At 59.0% G+C, this 20003-nt stretch carries 17 protein-coding genes; 9 read left to right on the plus strand and 8 right to left on the minus strand.

The features are described from left to right. The first annotated feature begins 490 nt into the window (after positions 1–490). The 3 genes from nrdA (at position 491) to yfaE (ending at position 4292) form a co-directional block, all read left to right on the plus strand. Positions 491–2758, plus strand: a complete 2268-nt coding sequence (gene nrdA / locus G5221_RS01245) for a class 1a ribonucleoside-diphosphate reductase subunit alpha (RefSeq protein ID WP_005345365.1) — start codon at positions 491–493, stop codon at positions 2756–2758. Between the two features lie 80 nt (positions 2759–2838). Further along, on the plus strand, positions 2839–3972 hold the full coding sequence (nrdB, locus tag G5221_RS01250; protein WP_216953550.1) for a class Ia ribonucleoside-diphosphate reductase subunit beta: 1134 nt from the start codon (positions 2839–2841) through the stop codon (positions 3970–3972). Continuing rightward, the gene (gene yfaE, locus G5221_RS01255; protein ID WP_021230069.1) at positions 3969–4292 is read left to right on the plus strand and encodes a class I ribonucleotide reductase maintenance protein YfaE; all 324 of its coding nucleotides are present in this window, start codon (positions 3969–3971) and stop codon (positions 4290–4292) included. The genes nrdB and yfaE overlap by 4 nt, the downstream gene beginning before the upstream one ends. Before the next feature lie 117 nt (positions 4293–4409). Here the strand turns inward: yfaE and mltA are convergent, their stop codons facing one another. Then, positions 4410–5561 carry a murein transglycosylase A gene (gene mltA / locus G5221_RS01260; RefSeq protein WP_421204889.1) on the minus strand — a complete coding sequence of 384 codons (1152 nt, stop codon included), beginning with the start codon at positions 5559–5561 and terminating at the stop codon, positions 4410–4412. Positions 5562–5710: 149 nt separating this feature from the next. Between mltA and G5221_RS01265 the strand changes: the two genes are divergently transcribed. Next, positions 5711–5962: a DUF1289 domain-containing protein gene (locus G5221_RS01265; protein ID WP_216953548.1), complete on the plus strand. Its 252-nt coding sequence runs from the start codon at positions 5711–5713 to the stop codon at positions 5960–5962. A gap of 101 nt (positions 5963–6063) precedes the next feature. On the opposite strand, the gene fruA is transcribed toward G5221_RS01265, so the two are convergent. The 3 genes from fruA to fruB are packed head-to-tail and all read right to left on the minus strand — an operon-like array spanning position 6064 to position 9874. After that, the gene (fruA, locus tag G5221_RS01270; protein ID WP_421262645.1) at positions 6064–7788 is read right to left on the minus strand and encodes a PTS fructose transporter subunit IIBC; all 1725 of its coding nucleotides are present in this window, start codon (positions 7786–7788) and stop codon (positions 6064–6066) included. After that, the gene (gene pfkB, locus G5221_RS01275; protein ID WP_421262646.1) at positions 7785–8774 is read right to left on the minus strand and encodes a 1-phosphofructokinase; all 990 of its coding nucleotides are present in this window, start codon (positions 8772–8774) and stop codon (positions 7785–7787) included. The genes fruA and pfkB overlap by 4 nt, the downstream gene beginning before the upstream one ends. Then, complete coding sequence (gene fruB, locus G5221_RS01280) at positions 8774–9874, minus strand: fused PTS fructose transporter subunit IIA/HPr protein (protein ID WP_421262647.1); 1101 nt, start codon at positions 9872–9874, stop codon at positions 8774–8776. The genes pfkB and fruB overlap by 1 nt, the downstream gene beginning before the upstream one ends. 296 nt (positions 9875–10170) lie before the next feature. On the opposite strand from fruB, the gene cra reads away from it, so the two are divergent. Next, positions 10171–11157 (plus strand): catabolite repressor/activator, encoded by a 987-nt coding sequence (gene cra / locus G5221_RS01285; protein ID WP_421262648.1) that lies wholly within the window; start codon positions 10171–10173, stop codon positions 11155–11157. 558 nt (positions 11158–11715) lie between these two features. Beyond that, positions 11716–12909: an aromatic amino acid transport family protein gene (locus G5221_RS01290; RefSeq protein WP_421262649.1), complete on the plus strand. Its 1194-nt coding sequence runs from the start codon at positions 11716–11718 to the stop codon at positions 12907–12909. Positions 12910–12992: 83 nt separating this feature from the next. Here G5221_RS01290 and G5221_RS01295 read toward each other — a convergent pair whose 3' ends face one another. Further along, on the minus strand, positions 12993–13511 hold the full coding sequence (locus G5221_RS01295) for a transcriptional regulator (protein ID WP_181222411.1): 519 nt from the start codon (positions 13509–13511) through the stop codon (positions 12993–12995). A 485-nt stretch (positions 13512–13996) separates the two neighbouring features. Between G5221_RS01295 and G5221_RS01300 the strand changes: the two genes are divergently transcribed. Beyond that, a complete protein-coding gene (locus G5221_RS01300; RefSeq protein ID WP_421262650.1) occupies positions 13997–14554 on the plus strand; it encodes a hypothetical protein in 558 nt (185 codons plus the stop codon). Between the two features lie 192 nt (positions 14555–14746). Continuing rightward, positions 14747–15133 carry an MAPEG family protein gene (locus tag G5221_RS01305; RefSeq protein WP_227342837.1) on the plus strand — a complete coding sequence of 129 codons (387 nt, stop codon included), beginning with the start codon at positions 14747–14749 and terminating at the stop codon, positions 15131–15133. Between the two features lie 112 nt (positions 15134–15245). On the opposite strand, the gene G5221_RS01310 is transcribed toward G5221_RS01305, so the two are convergent. Next, on the minus strand, positions 15246–16652 hold the full coding sequence (locus G5221_RS01310) for a DEAD/DEAH box helicase (protein ID WP_421249830.1): 1407 nt from the start codon (positions 16650–16652) through the stop codon (positions 15246–15248). A gap of 358 nt (positions 16653–17010) precedes the next feature. Between G5221_RS01310 and G5221_RS01315 the strand changes: the two genes are divergently transcribed. Then, the gene (locus G5221_RS01315) at positions 17011–17820 is read left to right on the plus strand and encodes a substrate-binding periplasmic protein (RefSeq protein ID WP_106843347.1); all 810 of its coding nucleotides are present in this window, start codon (positions 17011–17013) and stop codon (positions 17818–17820) included. A 125-nt stretch (positions 17821–17945) separates the two neighbouring features. Here G5221_RS01315 and aroC read toward each other — a convergent pair whose 3' ends face one another. Both aroC and prmB read right to left on the minus strand, forming a co-directional pair. Beyond that, on the minus strand, positions 17946–19034 hold the full coding sequence (aroC, locus tag G5221_RS01320; protein WP_201951171.1) for a chorismate synthase: 1089 nt from the start codon (positions 19032–19034) through the stop codon (positions 17946–17948). A 12-nt stretch (positions 19035–19046) separates the two neighbouring features. Next, entirely contained in the window at positions 19047–19982 is a 936-nt protein-coding gene (gene prmB, locus G5221_RS01325) for a 50S ribosomal protein L3 N(5)-glutamine methyltransferase (RefSeq protein ID WP_005345333.1), read from the minus strand. Between the last annotated feature and the right edge of the window lie 21 nt (positions 19983–20003).

Consider the following 20003-nt stretch of genomic DNA (forward strand, 5'->3'; position numbering starts at 1 on the left):
CTGTTGGATACCCATTTGACAAGCTCGCAACCGTCACAAAACGGCCACAAACCACCGTCATCTGATGCAAAGCCCTTGCCACGCTGAGCCCGCGGCTGCGACAACTGGACAGCTTTTGACCCTTGTTGCATAAGGGATAATCAGCCGCCGTTTGCTAGTAAAAAGCCCCCCGTTTCGCAAGCAAAAAAAGTTATTTAAATTTTCCATCTTCGATCGGGAGACTTGCTTTTAGCGGAGCGGACGAATGAAAACCCGCTCACTGTGAGCGGTCACTAACTGATGGGGCAAGACTCACAATTTATCCACAGCTCGTCACTTATCCACACATTGCAATGGCGGGCTGACCTCACTATCTTGTAGCTCGAACTTAAAATAACACTACATCTTGTGATTCATCGCACAATCTCTACCCAACTCCCGCACACCGCCGGAGCCTGGGTGGCGCCATTGTGCGATGGTTTTTCGGGAATCAACTGAAGGTCATCAGCCAATGAACTTGTTTGTGACGAAGCGTAACGGACACAAAGAACCCATCGATCTGGATAAAATTCACCGCGTGCTGGACTGGGCCGCCGAAGGGCTCGACAACGTGTCGGTCTCCCAGGTAGAGCTCAAATCCCACATCCAGTTCTATGACGGTATCCGTACCGCCGACATTCACGAAACCATCATCAAGGCGACGGCTGACCTCATCTCCGAGCAGACCCCGGACTACCAGTACATGGCCGCCCGTCTGGCCATCTTCCACCTGCGCAAGAAGGCCTACGGCCAGTTCGAACCGCCCCACCTCTACCAGCACGTGGCTCGTCTGGTGGACATGGGCAAGTACGACAAGCACTTGCTGGAAGACTACACCCAGGCTGAATTCGAAGAGCTGAACGCGCACATGGATCACTGGCGCGACATGAACTTCTCCTACGCGGCGGTCAAGCAGCTGGAAGGCAAGTATCTGGTACAAAACCGCGTCACCGGCGAGATCTACGAGAGCCCGCAGTTCCTCTACATTCTGGTAGCGGCCTGCCTCTTCTCCAAGTATCCGAAGGATACCCGTCTGGACTACATCAAGCGCTTCTATGATGCGGTCTCGACCTTCAAGATCTCGCTGCCGACCCCGATCATGAGCGGCGTGCGCACCCCGACCCGTCAGTTCAGCTCCTGCGTACTGATCGAGTGCGACGACAGCCTGGACTCCATCAACGCCACCGCCAGCTCCATCGTGCGTTACGTTTCCCAGCGCGCCGGTATCGGCATCAACGCCGGTCGCATCCGCGGTCTTGGCAGCCCCATCCGTGGTGGCGAAGCGTTCCACACCGGTTGCATCCCCTTCTACAAATACTTCCAGACTGCCGTGAAGTGCTGCTCCCAGGGCGGCGTGCGCGGCGGTGCGGCCACCCTGTTCTACCCGCTGTGGCACACCGAAGTGGAAAGCCTGCTGGTGCTGAAGAACAACCGCGGCGTGGAAGAGAACCGTGTTCGTCACATGGACTACGGCGTGCAGATCAACAAGCTGATGTACCAGCGCCTCATCAAGGGCGGTGACATCACACTGTTCTCCCCGTCCGATGCGCCGGGTCTGTACGACGCCTTCTTCGCCGATCAGGACAAGTTCGAAGAGCTCTACGTCAAGTACGAGCAGGATCCGGCCATTCGCAAGAAGACCCTGAAAGCGGTAGACCTCTTCTCCTTGATGATGCAAGAGCGTGCCGGTACCGGTCGCATCTACATCCAGAACGTCGATCACTGCAACACCCACAGCCCGTTCGACCCGAGCGTGGCGCCGGTACGCCAGTCCAACCTCTGCCTCGAGATTGCGCTGCCGACCAAGCCGCTCAACAACATCGACGACGAGAACGGCGAGATCGCTCTGTGCACCCTCTCTGCCTTCAACCTGGGTGCCATCGACAAACTGGAAGATCTGGAAGAGATGGCCGATCTGGCCGTGCGCGCCCTCGATGCCCTGCTCGACTATCAGGACTACCCGATTGCCGCCGCCAAGCGTGGCAGCATGGGTCGTCGCACTCTGGGGATCGGCGTCATCAACTACGCCTACTATCTGGCTAAAAACGGTGCCCGCTACTCTGACGGCTCCGGTCTGGCGCTGACTCACCGCACTTTTGAAGCGATCCAGTACTACCTGCTGAAAGCCTCCGTGCAGCTGGCCCGCGAATTCGGCCCCTGCCCGCTGTTTGGCGAGACCACCTATGCCCAGGGCATCCTGCCGATCGACACCTACAAGAAGGATCTGGATGCGCTGTGCAACGAGCCACTGCATCTGGATTGGGAAAGCCTGCGTGAAGAGATCAAGTCCGTGGGTCTGCGCAACTCCACCCTGACCGCCCTGATGCCGAGCGAGACCTCCAGCCAGATCTCCAACGCCACCAACGGCATCGAGCCGCCGCGCGGTCTGGTGTCGGTCAAGGCCTCCAAGGACGGCATTCTCAAACAGGTGGTGCCCGAGTATGATCGCCTGAAAGATCAATACGAACTGCTCTGGAAGCAACCGAGCGTCGACGGCTACCTGCAGCTGGTCGGTATCATGCAGAAGTTTGTGGATCAGGCGATCTCCGCCAACACCAACTACGATCCGGCCCGTTTCGAAGGCAACAAGGTGCCGATGAAGCAGCTGCTGAAGGACTTGCTGACCGCCTACAAATACGGCCTCAAGACCCTCTACTATCACAACACCCGTGATGGTGCAGACGACACCCAGACCGACCTGCAAGATGACGGTTGTGCTGGCGGGGCTTGCAAAATCTAAGTCACGGCAAGATCTGATAACCGGGCGGGAGCGACAAGCTCCCGCTCTCCTGTTTTCTCCATACAGACATTCTGGTAACCATGGCCTATTCAACTTTCTGCCAAACCCAAAACGACCAGCTCAAAGAGCCGATGTTTTTTGGCCAATCGGTCAACGTAGCCCGTTATGATCAACAAAAGCACGAAGTGTTCGAGCGGCTGATCGAAAAGCAACTCTCCTTCTTCTGGCGCCCGGAAGAGGTGGATGTCTCCCGTGATCGCATCGACTATCAGGCCCTGCCGCCGCACGAGCAGCACATCTTCATCTCCAACCTGAAGTACCAGACTCTGCTGGACTCCATTCAGGGCCGCAGCCCCAACGTGGCCCTGCTGCCGCTGGTATCCATTCCGGAGCTGGAAACCTGGATTGAGACTTGGGCCTTCTCCGAGACCATCCACTCTCGCTCCTACACCCACATCATCCGCAATATCGTCAACACCCCCGCCCAGGTGTTCGACGACATCGTGACCAACGAGCAGATCTTGAAGCGCGCCGGCTCCATCAGCCATTTCTACGACGACCTGATCGAAGCGACCGCGCTCTACAACCTGCATGGTGAAGGTACCCACACCGTCGCTGGCCGCGAGGTGACCATCACCTTGCGCGAGCTCAAGAAGAAGCTCTATCTCTGCCTGATGAGCGTCAACGCGCTGGAAGCAATCCGCTTCTACGTCAGCTTCGCCTGCTCCTTTGCCTTCGCCGAGCGTGAACTGATGGAAGGCAACGCCAAGATCATCAAGATGATCGCCCGCGACGAAGCGCTGCATCTCACCGGCACCCAGCACATGCTGAACCTGATGCGCAGCGGTCAGGACGACCCGGAGATGGCCGAGATCGCGCTGGAGTGCGAGCAAGCCTGTTTCGACCTGTTCAAAGAGGCCGCCATTCAAGAGAAAGAGTGGGCCGAGTACCTGTTCCAGGGAGGCTCCATGATCGGCCTGAACAAAGACATCCTCTGCCAGTATGTCGAGTACATCACAAACCTGCGGATGGCCGCGGTCGGCCTGCAGCCAGCCTTTGCCGGCACCAAGCAAAACCCGATCCCCTGGATCAACACCTGGCTGTCGTCCGATAACGTGCAGGTCGCCCCGCAAGAGGTGGAGGTCAGCTCCTATCTGGTGGGTCAGATCGACAGCGAAGTCAATGCCGACGACCTGGGTGATTTCGAGCTGTGAGTGACGCCACCAACACGCTGACCCCTGCCCCGCACGCACCTGCCGAACAGCATGCGGTCGTGGCACCACGGGTACATACCCGGGATGGTGCCGTGCTGCACGCCCATCCCGGCGAAAGCGTGTTGGAGACCCTGGAGCGCCATGGTCATCATGTGGAGTTCCAGTGTCGCAGCGGCTATTGCGGCGCTTGCCGCACTCCGCTGATGGCTGGCAAGGTGCACTACCCCAATGTGCCGCTGGCATTTGTCGCCCAAGGGGAGTGTCTCCCCTGCTGCTGCAAACCGGTCGGCGCCATCCGGCTGGATATCCAGAAGAGCTGACACCGCCACCAGCTACCACTCTCACAAAATAGAAAGCCGCCGGAGCAATCCGGCGGCTTTCTTTGTCTCTTCACATTGCTCGAGCGCCCGATTACAGATGCCCAAACCCTCAGAGTATTACAACCAGGGGGCAGCAGTCGGCCCGTGGTGCAGGCCCAGCTTCCAGACACGGCCAAAGTGCTTGTAGTGACCGGCCGCGACACCTGCCTTCTCACCCATGCCGTGGTAGAGATCGAGGTGACCCTTCTTCACCGCCCCGCCCACATCCAGCGCAATCAACAAGCGCAGCTGGTGCTTGCCGGTCCAGTTGCCCTCTTTATCGAGCAAGGGAACTTCGGCCAGGATCGGGGTACCCATCGGCAGCAGGGTCTTGTCGGCAGCGACGGCCGCCAGCGGCAGCAGCGGGATACCGGCGGCACCGATCACATCATTAGTCGGGCGACGCTCGAAGAAGACATAGGAGGGGTTCTGCTCTACCAGCTCCTTGACCCTGTGCTCAGGTTGCTGGTTGGCCCACTCCTTGATGGCCTTCATCGACATCTGCTCCTTGGGCACTTCACCGCGGTCAATCAGCACCCGGCCAATGCTCACATAGCCGTGGCCGTTCTTGCCGCTGTAACCCAGATATTGCAGCCTATCGTCGTCACCGTAGTGAACAAAGCCCGATCCCTGCACGTCCATCAGGAAGTTGTCGATAAGGGATTTGCTGTAACCCAGCTCCAACCCGCGGTTGGCAAGGGCGCCCTGGTGGATCTGTGCCCGGGTCGGACAACGGCTGCCGCAGTTGGGCATGGCATAGATGGGGTACTTATACTCGGCATCCGGGCGGTGACGCACCTCCAGCACCGGCGAGTAGTAGCCGGTAAAGAGCACGTTGCCCATCCGATCCGCACCGCCCAGCTGGGCCAGGCTGATGCCGTAACGGGTGATGTCGGCCGGATTGCCGCCGTTCGCTACCCAGCGGGAGAGCAGACGATATAGTTCACCATAACGGCTCGCCATCCGCCCTGAACGCTGCATGACAATGCGACTCTGGGGGCCAAACTTGCTGTAATCGACACTGGCACGACTGTTGACCCGCTCGACCCGCACCAGATCCCCCGGCAAGGTACCGTCCAGATACTGCTTGCCCAGATTTTCCGGCACCTCGCAGTTGAGAAAACATCTGTCATCAGTCTGTTTTTTGGGCACCTCTGCTTTGTCAGAGTTACCCGCACACCCGGCCAACCCCAGCACTATCGCGGCCAGCCAGAATCCGTGTTTGTTCATATGTCCTCATTTAACACCAAGAGTCCTGCTCGGCGGCAAGATGCCAAATTTGCCGGGGGAAAGCAAACGACATCAATCACTTGAAGAGAGATTTCTCCAAAGGGAGGATGCTGGGTTATAACAAGGTGACAGGATATGCGAGGTAATGGATGGAACAGCTCGAAATATTCCCGTTGCAGAGCCCCTGTATCGGGGTCTGCGAGGTGAACAACAAGGGCTATTGCAAAGGATGCCTGCGCAATCGCGAGGAGCGTTTCAACTGGCAGAAAATGAGCCCGGCCCAGCAACAGGATGTAATGCGTCTGTGTCGCGCCCGCAAGGCGCGGGTTGAGGCTGCGCGGCGCAAAGCGCTGGAAGGAGCGCAACCCCAGTTGCCAGAACAACAAGGCTGGGAGTTTTAACCACTCCCTATCTTCCCCTCACAGGTTACCTGTCCTCCCGACAAAACCAAAAGCGGCCCGCAGGCCGCTCTTGGTTATGACGTCTTGCCGGGTGGCGAGGCTTATGCCGTGGCCAGCTTGGCCTGCTCTTCGCCGCGCTTGAGCATGGCGTAGGAGACACCGGTCAGCAGCGAGCCTGCTGCAATGGCCACGATATACATCATGACATTGCTGATGGCGTGCGGGATGAACAGCACAAACAGACCGCCGTGGGGTGCCATCAGCTCACAGCCGAACAGCATGGAGAGCGCACCGGTCAGGGCGCCGCCAATCATACAGGCTGGGATAACGCGCATCGGATCCTTGGCGGCAAACGGGATGGCCCCCTCGGAGATAAAGCACAGGCCCAGCACGAAGGAGGCTTTACCCGCTTCCTGCTCCGCCTTGATGAACTTGGAGCGGGCCAAGAAGGTCGCGATCCCCATGCCCAGTGCCGGCACCATACCAGCGGCCATGACCGCTGCCATCGGGGCATAGGTTTTGGAGGCCAGCAGGCCGACACCGAAGGCGTAAGCAGCTTTGTTGACCGGGCCGCCCATGTCGAAGCACATCATGGCCCCGATGATGACACCCAGCAGCACGGCGTTGGCAGAGCCCATGTTGTTGAGGAACTCGGTCATGGCATTCATGATGCCAGCCACCGGGCCACCCACCACGTAGATCATCACCAGGCCGGTAAAGAGGCTGGCAAAGAGCGGAATGATCAAGATGGGCTTGAGCGCTTCCAGGGTCACCGGCAGGCGCACCTTGTCGCTCAGGTACTTGGCGCTGTAACCGGCGAGGAAACCGGCCACGATGCCGCCGAGGAAACCGGCGCCCAGCGAGCTTGCCAGCATGCCGCCGATCATGCCGGGAGCGAGACCCGGGCGGTCAGCGATGGAGTAGGCAATGTAACCGGCCAGCACCGGGATCATCAAGGCAAAGGCGGAGCCACCACCGATCTTCATCAGGGCAGCAGCCAGGGTGCCTTCCACCTTGAACGCTTCGATACCGAACACAAACGAGAGCGCAATGATAAGGCCACCCGCCACCACCATCGGCAGCATGAAGGAGACACCGGTCAGCAGGTGCTTGTAGGGGCCGGCTTTTTCCTCTTTCTTGGGCTGGCTGGCACCGCTGTGGCGATAGAGTGTCGCCTCGTTCCACGCCTTGTCGAGTTCGGCGCGGGTTTTCTTCAATGCCGCGCCCGTGCTGGTACGATAGACCGGCTTACCGTCAAAGCGCGCCATGTCCACTTCGATATCGGTGGCGAGGAATACCAGATCGGCAGATGCAATCTCCTCGGCAGTCAGGGCATTCTGGGCACCGACCGAGCCTTGAGTCTCGACGCGGATCTGATAACCCAGCTGTTTGGCCATGGTCTCCAGCGCTTCTGCCGACATAAAGGTGTGGGCAACGCCAGTCGGGCACGCTGTCACTGCCACGATGCGCTTGCCAGCGGCGGCGGGTTTAGCTGCTGCGGGAGCGGCTTGATGACGATAGACGCTGGCACCGCTGGTGGCTGCTTCCAGCAAGGCGGCCGGATCCTGCAGGGCGAGATCCATGCTGCCCTGATAGACTCGCTTGCCATCATAGGCGGCGAGATCCACCGGGGCACTGGCGACAACCAGCACCAGATCGGCGGCGGCAATCTGCTCTTTTGAGGGGATCTGGCGCGGTTGCACGCTGGAGCCGACGTCGAGGGTGAGTTCCCAGCCAGCCTGTTTGGCCTGCTGTTCTATCCGTTTTGCAGCGAGAAAGCTGGTGGCAATGCCCGCCGGGCAAGCCGTAACCAAGATTGCTTTCATTGGGCATCTCCTGAGTTTTCCATTGAGGGGGTATTGCACTGAACCGGTGCCAGCGCATCCAGACGCTCTACGCGCACCTGTTCAAGTAAAGGGTTGAGCACATTGATATCGTCAAAGCCGACCGCCACCTGACTGACCGCCAGTGCCGAGACGGCGGTGGCCAGCCGCAGGGTCTGCTCCGGCGCCCAGCCAAGGCTCAGACCATGGGCGAGACCGGCTACCAACGAGTCGCCAGCACCCACAGTGCTGACCACCTGCATCCGCGGCGGAATGGCCTGCCAGACGGCATCCGGGGCAAACCAGATGAGGCCATCGGCGCCGTTGGAGATCACCACGTTGGGGATGCCGCTTGCCTGCAGCGCGCGGGCACACTCGGCCTGCTCGCCCAGAGTCTTGACGGGGCGGCCCGCCCACTGGCTCAGCTCCTCCAGATTGGGTTTGACCAGGGTCGGCGCCGCCTTGATCCCTTCGCTTAACGCCGCACCGCTGCAATCGAAGATCACCTGCTTGCCCTTGGCCTTGAGCAGACGGATCAGATGGGCGCAGTAATCGGGAGCAACCCCTTTGGGCAGGCTGCCCGCCAGCACGAACCAGTCGGCGTGAGGTGCCAATTGGTCGATGGCCAGCTCCAGCGCGCTCACCTCCCCTTGCTCGATGGTGAGCCCCGGCAGGTTGAGATCGGTGACCCGACCAGACTGCTCGGAGATCTTGACGTTGATGCGGGTGCTGCCCGCCACGCGCACAAAGTGATCATCAAGCGCGCGCTCGGCAAACAGGGAGACAAAACTCTGTTCATTGTCAGCGCCCAGCCAACCGGTGACGCCCACCTCGCGGCCCAAGTCCTTGAGCACCATGGCGACGTTGATCCCCTTGCCTGCGGCACGCAGGTTGGCCTCGCTCACCAGATTGACCTCACCGAGGCTCATCGCCTCGAGGCGAGTAGTGAGATCAAGGGCCGGATTGAGGGTGATGGTAACAATCTTCATCAATGCGCCCCCTCGCCCAGACCCGCTGCGATGGCCTCACCGATCCCCTTGAGGGCGGCTTCGGCATCTGCCCCCTCGGCGCGAAATGCCAGACGATGCCCACACTTGACCCCAAGGCCGATCACCTTCATCAGGCTCTTGGCGGAGACCGCTTCGCCGCTACCATCCAGATTGGCAACCCGGATGTCGGATTCAAACTCTTTGGCCACCTTGACCAGCATGGCGCCCGGACGGGCATGCAGACCGTGGGGGTTGATGATGGTGAAGGTTTCGGAAAGACCGCTCGCTGGCCCTGCCTGCAGCATGGCCAGTCCCTCGCCGCCCGCCAGTGTAGCGAGTTGGCCGGCAGCCGCCAGTTTGGCCAGATTCTCCAGCTGCGGCAGATGGCCGCTATCTGCAGCGCACAGCAGCAGCATGGCGCTGACCGTTTGTTCCCCTGCTATAAGTGCGCTGCTCGGGGTGGCCAGCACCCAACCGGTCTGGGCCGCTTGTGCTCGAGCGAGCCAGACGCCCTCGCCCAGATAGGCGGGATCGCTTGCCAACAGGGCGCTTACCATGGCGGCATCGCCCCAGCCCGCCGATTTGGCGCGGGCGGCTGCTCCCAGCAGCAGCTGGTCGCCATCATCGGCCGGGAAGTCAGCCAGGGTCAGGTATTGCACCTCTTTGGCGGTAGTGGCACCGGTCAAGATGTTGATGATGGTGTCGGCATCGGTGGCCTCTTTGAGCTGGGCTGCCGCCTGCTCATCACCCAGCACATGGGTGAGCTGGCGCAAAATGCCCAGATGCTCGTCGGACTTGGCGGCGATACCGATGGCGACATAGGCGATCTGCCCCTCATCCCACTCGATACCATTGGGGAACTGGGCCACCATGACGCCTGTGCTCTTCACCAGATGACGGGTATCGGTGGTGCCGTGGGGAATGGCGATGCCGCTGCCAAGGTAGGTGGCATGCTGCGCTTCACGGGCCAGCATCCCATCCACATAGCCCGCTTCCACCAGACCGGCTTCGGTCAGTTTGCCTGCCAGCAGGGCAATGGCGTCCGACTTGGTTGCCACCGACTGTCCCAGCAAGATCTGCTCTCGCGCCAACTTCAACATAGAGACTCTCCATCAGGTTCCGGCCGCGCCGGTACGTCACAATTGAACATTCGGGTAACTCGCCAGCTGACAATAGACCCGATCGCGGTTCACTGTGATCGGGGCCCGATTTTCAGGCCACAGGGTCTCTTCGTTGCTGACAGGCTGAATCGTTTCACTTACACTCAGACTGAATCGTTTCAGCGAATTGATCAAGTACCCACAAAGAGTGCTTTTCAATGATATGATCCCGCGCACACTTTTCGGTGCCCTCACCCGGCAGTGACCGTGGGCCTTGCAACTCAAACAGAGCCAATATGATGAAACTGGATGAAATCGCCGCCCTCGCCGGTGTCTCGCGCACCACGGCAAGCTATGTGATCAATGGCAAGGCCGACCAATACCGCATCAGTCAGGCCACCCGCGACAAGGTGATGGCCGTTGTCACCGCCCATAACTATCAGCCGGACAGCCGCGCCGCCTCCCTGCGTGGCGGCCAGACCAAGACTCTGGGCTTTATCCTGCCCGACCTTGAGAACGCCAGTTACGCCAAACTGGCCAAACGGCTGGAACAGGGGGGCCGGGCGCAGGGCTATCAGCTGCTGATCGTCTGCTCGGAAGATGAGCCCGCCACCGAAAAAGAGCTGGCCCAGATGCTGGTGAGCCGCCATGTGGATGCCCTGCTGGTGGCCAGCTGCCTGCCGCCGGACGACCCCTTCTACGGTAAATTGCAGGCGCAAGGCAGCCAGATCCTCGCCATCGACCGGGCGATGGCCGCCAACAAGTTCGTCACCGTCGCCAGCGAAAACGAGAAAGCGAGCTTTGATCTCACCAGCTCCCTGCTTACCCCGACCTTACGCCATATCGCCTTGATCACCGCGCTGCCAGCACTCACGATCAGTCAGGAGCGAAAAGCCGGTTTCGAGCAGGCGGTCGCCAGTCACAGCGCGGCTCGCCACCTGTGCGAGGGGGATCACTTCTCCCGCCTTGAGGGGTATCGCCTGATCAAGGATCTGCACCTGCAGCTGGGTCAGCTACCCGAGGCACTGATCACTACCTCCTATATCCTGATGGAGGGGGTACTGGACTACCTGCTGGAGCAGGAGACCGATATGAGCCAGCTCGCCATGGCCACCTTCGGCGACGATCGGCTGCTCGACTTCCTCCCCTTTGGCATCAACTCCCTGCCCCAGCAGCACGATGCGCTGGCCAGCCAGGCGCTGGAGCTGGCGCTCAAGGCGGTCAATGGCGACTACCAGAGCGGGCTGCACTATGTAAGCCGCACCCTCAAGCGCCGTCGCTAACCTGACCGCAGCAGACCCGATTTGCTGTCAATGGGTGGGTAAAGCGAACAGATGACAATAAGGCTGCCAGGATTGGCTGCCTTATTGTTTTTCCCCACAACCCTACCCGCCCGCTTTGCTGTTTCTACCGTCTGGCCGACTAAACAACCGGCCTCAACACTCCTTTCACCCCGCAACTAAACGCCAACGCCACGACAAGGCACTCCCCCATCCGTGCAGCAACCACTTGGCTGACCTGTATCAATGAGCCCCTGCCAGTCATTTTTTCGGTGCTTTTTTCTGCAATTAGCCATCACTGTCATCATTTATTTCCACTTGTTGCCACAAGCCAGCACATGATCCGTATAAAGGGGTTGTTTCCGCTATTTCGATCCGCTAACGTGGCAACCATATTTTACAACTGACAGGTTTTAGGTACAGATGTTCCCGTTCCGATATTGCTAGCCTCCGGCCCTATCACCGGAGGCACCTTCTGATAACGCCAATCGGCCCCCTTTTGTTGACGTCAATGCTGACATCGCCTGTTTGCACTGACACCGCTACGTTCGGATGGATAACATGAATACCAAAACTCTGGGTTGTACCCTGTTGATTGCCGGCACCACCATAGGTGCCGGCATGCTGGCCCTGCCGCTGGCCTCCTCCTCCCTCGGCGGCCCCGCCACCCTGATGTTGATGGTCGGCCTCTGGGCCCTGATGGCCTTTACCGCCATGCTGCAAGTAGAGGCAAGCCTCAACACCGGCAAATGGTACCTGCACCAGCTGGCGGACCATCTGCTCGGCCCCTGGGGCAAGCGTATCGCCTCCTTCTGTATCCTGATGCTGTTCTACTCGCTGGCCTCCGCCTACATCAGCGGTGGCAGCAGCCTGCTGGCACAGGCGCTGGCCGATGCCGGCATCACCCTGAGCCAGGAGCAGGCCGCCTGGGCCTTTACCCTGCTGTTTGGCGGCATGGTCTGTGTCGGCACCCGCTCGGTGGATTACCTCAACCGGCTGATGTTCACCGTCAAACTGGTGATCATGGTGGGCGTGCTGGCGTTGCTGCTGCCGCGTGCCCAGGGCGAACACCTGCTCGCCATGCCGCTCGGGGAAGGGCTGCTGCTGGCGGGCCTGCCGGTGATCTTCACCTCGTTCGGCTTTCACGGCTCGATCCCGAGCGTGATGCTCTACCTCGGCGATTGCCCCAAGCAGCTGCGCCGGGTCTTTGTCTGGGGCTCCGCCCTGCCGCTGATCCTCTACGTGCTGTGGCAGGTGGCCATTCTGGGGCTGCTCGGCCAATCCTCCCTGCTGGCCAATGGCGGCGCGCTCGACAGCCTGCTCGCCAGCGTCGGCAAGCTGGTGAGCTGGCCCGCCTTCAATCAGGCGATGCACCTGTTTGCCGATCTGGCGCTCGCCACCTCCTTCCTCGGGGTGACGCTGGGGCTGTTCGACTTTATGGCCAAGGTGACCCGCCGCAAGGACAACTGGCAGGGCCGCACCCAGACCGGCCTCATCACCTTTGTGCCGCCATTGCTGTTTGCCCTCTACTTCCCGCAGGGCTTTATCATGGCCCTCGGATACGCTGCCATTGCGCTGGCGATCCTCGCGGTACTGCTGCCGGTGGCGCTGGTGTGGCAGAGCCGCAAGCAGGTTCCCGCCCACCACTACCGCGCCCCGGGTGGCGTAGTGGCACTGGGTCTTGCCGCCGCCATGGGCGTGCTGATTGTTGGCGTACAGATCAGCGTCAGCCTTGGAATGCTGCCAGCGCTGTAATCCCCGATACTGAATGCCCCGAATAGCAAAGCCCCGCCAATCTGATTGGCGGGGCTTTTTACACTCAACTAACTCCATTTAATTCATTTTTTCGAATGGTGACGTCCAAAACCGGATTTATTTGGCCAAGTACGCATCTTCCTTTTCTCTTCTATGATGTAACTTTCTCGCCATAACCAATCACCCAATAAATTAGCTACGGTATGATTTAGTCGCACACGAGCGGTCTCATCACTAAAAGGTAACTTTTCAAGCTGGGCCATTACCTTAGGATGATTAAAATCAATGCCATTCCAAGCATGTCCATACATATTTCGAATTTTCCGTATTGCCTCAACTTCAGAAAACTCTTGTTCTTCTATTAGTCCAAGTGAATACGCGGCCAGAATGCGAGAACTAAATGTACCTAAAGGAGCATTAAATCCTTCAAGTAATTTTTTACTTTCTGTAGAGTCTATAAGAAAGGCAGAAATCATACCCGCGAGCACCTCATCAAGAATAGAGCCTGCCATCAACACAGCCCCTCTATCAGACTCTTTATAAAAATCATTCAAGAATGTTGCGAGTCGCAAAATTTCAGGTGGTGTATCTTCCCAAGCCATTTACCTAATCTCCAATTTTTAAAGTTAGTTAAAAATACCATTTAATACCCACTAAATATTGGAAAGCCAAGATGGTTCCATTTTTCTCGTTATGATTGATTTGATATCAAAAACTTCATATCACAAAAACGCCAACAATACCTCATAGCAATCAATAATAATGTTATCTATTTGTAATTTACCGAGTCTCAACATCATTATATTTTGACTGGGATTATATCAAACGTATATCATCTTAGTGAGTGAAAAGTTATTTGTCATGCTGATTTCGTTCAGTCTTTTGATAATAATCAGCTGTGGAGCGAATGAAAATATGCAAGCACATTAACACCAGCTCTTAGCCCCTCCATCAGCCATGCCCCCCCCAAACCTTCAGCTATATACCGACCTTTTTACTACCCAACCCTGAATAATCAGTTCAAAAACCGTTCATGCCCCTTCGCTACACTGCCCGCTCGTTTATCGCGTTCAGGAGTTTGAAAACAATGATGTTGCACCTCAAGAGGAGCACCCTTGCCCTCATCCTGCTTGCCGCCAGCGGCGCACTTAGCGCAGCCGAAATCACCAACAACAATATTACCGAAGCGGAGATCAAGGCCGCGCAGGATGGTTGGGGCGCGGCGCTCATCAAGATCAGCGATGACTATCGCGCCGGTGGGATTGAGCGCGCCAAGGCGACTGCCGAGTCGGTGCTCGACAGCGCTTATGGTTACCAGCAGGGGCCGGTGCTGTTCAAACCCACCCTGGCCGGTGGCGAGCAGACCTTTCGCACCAACCGCGAGGGGGCGCTGGCCTACTTTGTCGGCAACAACAGCGCCTATCCGGCCGATAGCGGCTTTGCCCTGAAAAACTGGCAGAGCTACCGCTATGACAATGCCGCCGTCTATATCAACGGCAACATGGCGCTGACCATGGGCAAGGTGCATCTGGTGGATCGCGACAACAAGGAGACCACGGTCGACAAGAGCTGGGGTTTCAAGAAGGGGAATGATGGCAAGGTGCGCATCGTGCTGCACCACTCCTCTCTCCCCTACGGCGCCTGACTGGCGAAGTGCAGCTGACAGAGCACGCCACCTAAAACCAGACAACAAGCCCTGCCAGACTGGCGGGGCTTTTTTATCCGGCAAGGGTGCTTTGGGCGCCAGGGCCGAGCCCCCTTTACTGCTACCCTCAAGGGCAAGCCATTGAGCGCGCAACAGATCCATGCTTATCCATCACCTCGGGAGCCCTACGCCATGACCATACTGCCCATCTATGCAGCCCTGCTTGCCCTGCTCTTTGTCCTGCTCAGCGTACGCACCATTCGCACCCGTCACCGCCAGAAAGTGGCGCTCGGCCATGGCGATGATCCCGCCATGCTGCGGGCCATGCGGGTGCACGCCAACTTTGCCGAGTATGTCCCCCTCGCCCTGCTGCTCATCTATTTCGTCGAAACCGGCAGCCATGCCCCCTGGCTGGTTCATCTGCTAGGGAGTGCCCTGCTGCTTGGTCGCCTCTGTCACGCCTTCGGCATGAGCCGCACACCGGAGCATTTCCGCTATCGGGTGGTGGGAATGGGGCTGACTTTCACCGTCATTTTGCTGAGTGCGGCCTGTCTCCTGATCACCGCCCTGCTCTCCTGACCAGAGCAGGTCAGCCAAACGCGGATCTGCAGAAGCAGAAATAGAAAAGCCCTGCCGATATGGCAGGGCTTTTCGTTTAACCGATCAGGGTGGAGAGTGGCTCTCCTTGCCCTTACTGGTTATGGCTGGCGCGACGGGGACGACGGGCCTGAGCCGGTTTGCCAGCGCCCTCAGCCGGACGCTGACCACCTTGCGGCTTGGGCTTGCCGCCGTTGCCAGTGCGATTGCCACCACCGTTAGCACCGGCGCCATTGCCGGAGCGACCGGCGCCTTGACGCTGGCCTTGACCTTGCTGACGCGGCGCACGGCGCTGCTCACTCGGATCGCGCGGCTCTTTGCGCAGCGGCGCGCCGATACCACGGGCGATGTTGTCGAGGGTCTCGCGGGAGGCTTCAAAACCAGCCACCTGCTCGCAGGGGATGTTCTGCTTGGTCAGACGCTCGATGGCTTTGATCAGTTTGCCTTCATCGGCCGCAACCAGGGAGATGGCGTGACCGGCCGCGCCGGCACGACCGGTACGACCGATACGGTGCACGTAATCTTCCGCCACGTTCGGCAGCTCGAAGTTCACTACCTGCGGCAGCTTGTCGATATCGAGGCCACGGGCCGCAATGTCGGTCGCCACCATCACGCGCACACTGCCATCCTTGAAACCGGCCAGCGCGCGGGTACGGGCGCCCTGGCTCTTGTTGCCGTGAATGGCGGCAGCACTGATGCCGTCTTTTTCAAGCTTCTCGGCAACGCGGTTGGCGATGTGCTTGGTACGGGTAAAGACCAGCACCTGCTGCCAGTTGTTGCTGGAGATCAGGTGGCTCAGCAGGGCAATCTTGTTGGCCTTGTCGCACGGGTGCACCAGCTGCTCGATACGCTCGGCGGTACTGTTGCGCGGGGCAACTTCAATGACAGCCGGGTTGTCCAGCAGGCCAGTGGCCAGCTCGCGAATTTCATCGGCGAAGGTGGCGGAGAAGAGCAGGTTCTGGCGCTTCTTCGGCAGCAGGGTCAGGATGCGGCGGATGTCGCGGATAAAGCCCATGTCGAGCATGCGATCCGCTTCGTCCAGTACCAGGATCTCCACCTCGTCAAACTTGACGGCGTTCTGGTTGTAGAGATCGATCAGACGGCCCGGACAGGCCACCAGCACGTCCAGACCACGGCGAGTCGCCATCATCTGCGGGTTGATGCTCACGCCACCGAATACCACGTGGCTGCGCAGGGGCAGATGCTTGCCATAGTTGCGCACGCTCTCGCCCACCTGGGCGGCCAGCTCGCGCGTCGGGGTCAGTACCAGCGCACGGACGCGGTTCGGAGAGACCTTGCGCTTGCTCTCCATCAGACGTTGCAGCATCGGCAGGGTAAAGCCTGCGGTCTTGCCGGTCCCTGTTTGGGCCGCCGCCATCAGATCGCGGCCAGCCAGAACGGCGGGGATCGCTTGTTGCTGAATGGGAGACGGGGTGTCGTAGCCTTGTTCGGCAACGGCACGCAACAAGGGTTCGGCCAGACCGAGGGAAGTAAAACTCATAGTTACCTGCTAGGGATAGGGGCGCCGACAATCCGGGATGGGGCTCCTCTGCTGAGCCGATGCCATCTCGCCAGACTCGGGCCTGTTGAGAACACAACGATTTCCCCGGGGAGCAGAGCAAAGGGGAAAGAATAGGGGCGCAGTCTAACGGAGTTGTGCCGGATAAACGAGAAAAATGTGATGCTCCTCCCAGCACGCACAGAAAAGCCCTCTGCTCTCCACCGAATAATCCCGTTGACCAGTGAAGCACGCACCACACTATTAACTGACAACTTATTACCTGTCCCGCCATCGTGATGCGCGGGTCGCAGGCGCACGGGATAGCAGAGAACAAAAAGCAGAATAACGAGGTTAAGCTATGAGCACGCAATATCGTCCCCACGGCAACTGGCAGGCCAAGCTCTGCCTGCTGCTGCTTTTGCTGACCCCTTCCCTGCAGGCCAGTCAGACCCTGACCGTGGCCTGGAGCCACTGGCCCCCCTTCAGTCAAATCAACAACAGGGGTGAGCTGGACGGGCTGGATGTCAGCCTGACTCGCCAGATCCTCACCCAGGCGGGCTTTGCCCCCAAATTTCGTGAGATCCCCTGGGCGCGGGCACTCCATCTGGTGGAGCACGATCAGCTGGATGTGGCGATGGCCGCACTACCACTACCGGAGCGGCAGAAGTATGCCCGCTTCTCTGCACCCTATCGCCAGAGCGCCTATGTGCTGTTGAGTAATAACCCGATTCCAGGCCATCAGGATCGCTGGGGAAAGCTCGATACCTTGTCCAAACTGTGCCACAACAAGGATCTCAAAATTGGCAAACTGCGCGGTACTCGCCCCATTCATCAAATGGACGAGTGTCCTGCCCTCAAGGGGGCGACCGAGTACAATGCCGATGATCGACTAATCGAACTGCTGCTGGCCCGCCGTCTCGATGGCATCATTATGGAGTGGCAATATGCACGCTATCGGCTCTCCCAATTGGGCGCCGAGGGGTTTATCAGTTGTCAGCTGTTGCTGCACCATCAGCCGGTCAGCCTGATGTTTGCCAAAAACAGCATGAGCGAAGAGCAGCTCCTCAAGGTCAACGAGGCCATTCACGCTATGCCCAAACACCATGGGAAGTTCTCTCCCCCCAACTGCCGTCTCGATGCCGATCCGCAGGACGCTGATCACTCTTGATAACCGACGAGTGATAGAAGTACCGCAGAGCATAAGAACAAAGGCGACCCGAAGGTCGCCTTTGATTTGGTTGACGAACCAGCACCCTGAACAGGGTGCGATCAGTCGATGTGCAGCAAGAACGATCAACGCAGCTGTGGGGTATGGGTCAACACCCCCTGATTCTGGGCACGATGGCGCAGCAGGTGATCCATCAACACCAGCGCCAGCATGGCTTCGGCGATGGGCACGGCGCGAATGCCGACACAGGGATCGTGACGCCCCTTGGTGATCATCTCGATTGCCTCGCCTTCGGTATTGATGGTCTTGCCCGGCACAGTGATGCTGGAAGTCGGTTTGAGCGCCATGCTCACCACAATATCCTGACCCGACGAGATGCCGCCCAGAATGCCGCCCGCATGGTTGCTGGCAAAGCCCGCCGGGGTCATCTCGTCGCGATGCTCGGAGCCTTTTTGCTCCACCACCGCAAAGCCATCACCGATCTCCACCCCTTTCACCGCATTGATGCCCATCATGGCATGGGCAATGTCGGCGTCGAGACGATCAAACACCGGCTCACCCAGGCCCACCGGCACATTGCGCGCAATGACCTGCACCTTGGCACCGATACTGTTGCCCTCTTTTTTCAGGTCGCGCATATATTGATCGAGCGCTTCCAGCTTGCCCGCATCGGGGAAGAAGAAGGGATTCTGCTCAATCTGCGCCGCGTCAAACGCCTCAGCCTTGATGGGGCCGAGCTGGGAGAGAAAACCGGTGATCTCGATGCCATGTACCTGTTTCAGGTACTTCTTGGCAATCGCCCCCGCCGCCACTCGCATCGCGGTCTCGCGGGCAGATGAGCGACCACCGCCACGATAGTCCCGCTGACCATACTTCTGGTGGTAGGTGTAGTCAGCATGACCCGGCCGGAACAGATCCTTGATATCGGAGTAATCCTTGGAGCGCTGATCGGTATTCTCGATGAGCAGCCCGATGGAGGTGCCGGTGGTCTTGCCCTCGAACACCCCGGAGAGGATCTTCACCTCGTCCGGCTCGCGGCGCGGCGTGGTGTAGCGGGAAGTGCCGGGCTTGCGCCGATCCAGATCCCCCTGCAGATCCGCTTCGCTGATCTCCAGCCCAGGCGGGCAACCATCGACCACGGCGCCCAGCGCCAGGCCGTGGCTCTCGCCAAAGGTGGTGACCCGAAAGAGTTGACCAAAACTGTTCCCTGCCATGCGCGCTCCTGCTTAGTTCTTGTAGATGGCGAAATGATCCTGATACTGCACCAGCTCTTCACGGGTCATCACAAAGACGCCGTGACCGCCGTTTTCGAATTCAACCCAGGTAAAGGGGATCTCGGGGAACTGGGCTTCCAGATGGATCATGCTGTTGCCTACTTCAACCACCAGCACACCGTTATCCTTGAGGAAATCGGCGGCATGGGCCAGCAGACGCTTGGTCAGCTTGAGACCATCGGAGCCGGACGCCAGCGCCAGCTCAGGCTCGTGACGGAACTCGTCCGGCAGATCCGACATATCTTCGGAGTCCACATAGGGCGGATTGGAGACGATGAGATCGTACTTGTCGCCCGCTGGCAGATCGCGGAACAGATCGGAACGGATCGGAATGACCTGCTGCTCCAGCCCGTGATCGTTGATATTGCGCTCGGCCACGTTCAGCGCATCGATGCTGATGTCGATGGCATCCACTTCCGCTTCCGGGAACTCGTGGGCCATGATGATGGCGATACAGCCGGAGCCAGTGCACAAGTCCATGATCCGGGTCGGTTCATGTTTGAGGAAGGGCGCGAAACGGTTGGCGACCATCTCGGCAATAGGGGAACGGGGAATGAGCACCCGCTCGTCCACGTAGAACTCCCAACCGGCATACCAGGCCTTGTTGGTCAGGTAGGCGGCCGGTACCCGCTCCTGTACCCGGCGGATAATCAGCTCGGCGATGCGGTGACGCTCGCTGCTGGTGAGACGGGAGTGGCGCATGGCCGGGTCTACATCCGGTGGCAGATGTAACGCGGGCAGTACCAGCTGCACAGCTTCATCCCAGGCGTTGTCGGTTCCATGACCGTAAAAAATCCCGGCGTCGTTGAAACGACTCATGGCCCAACGCAACATGTCCTGGATGGTGTGCATCTCGGCAACCACCTCATCGATAAATATCTTGTCCAAATCCACCTCCAAGTCGAGTAA

Origin of the sequence: Aeromonas sp. 602200 (genome assembly GCF_049173895.1) — a bacterium.
GTDB lineage: Bacteria > Pseudomonadota > Gammaproteobacteria > Enterobacterales > Aeromonadaceae > Aeromonas > Aeromonas veronii_A.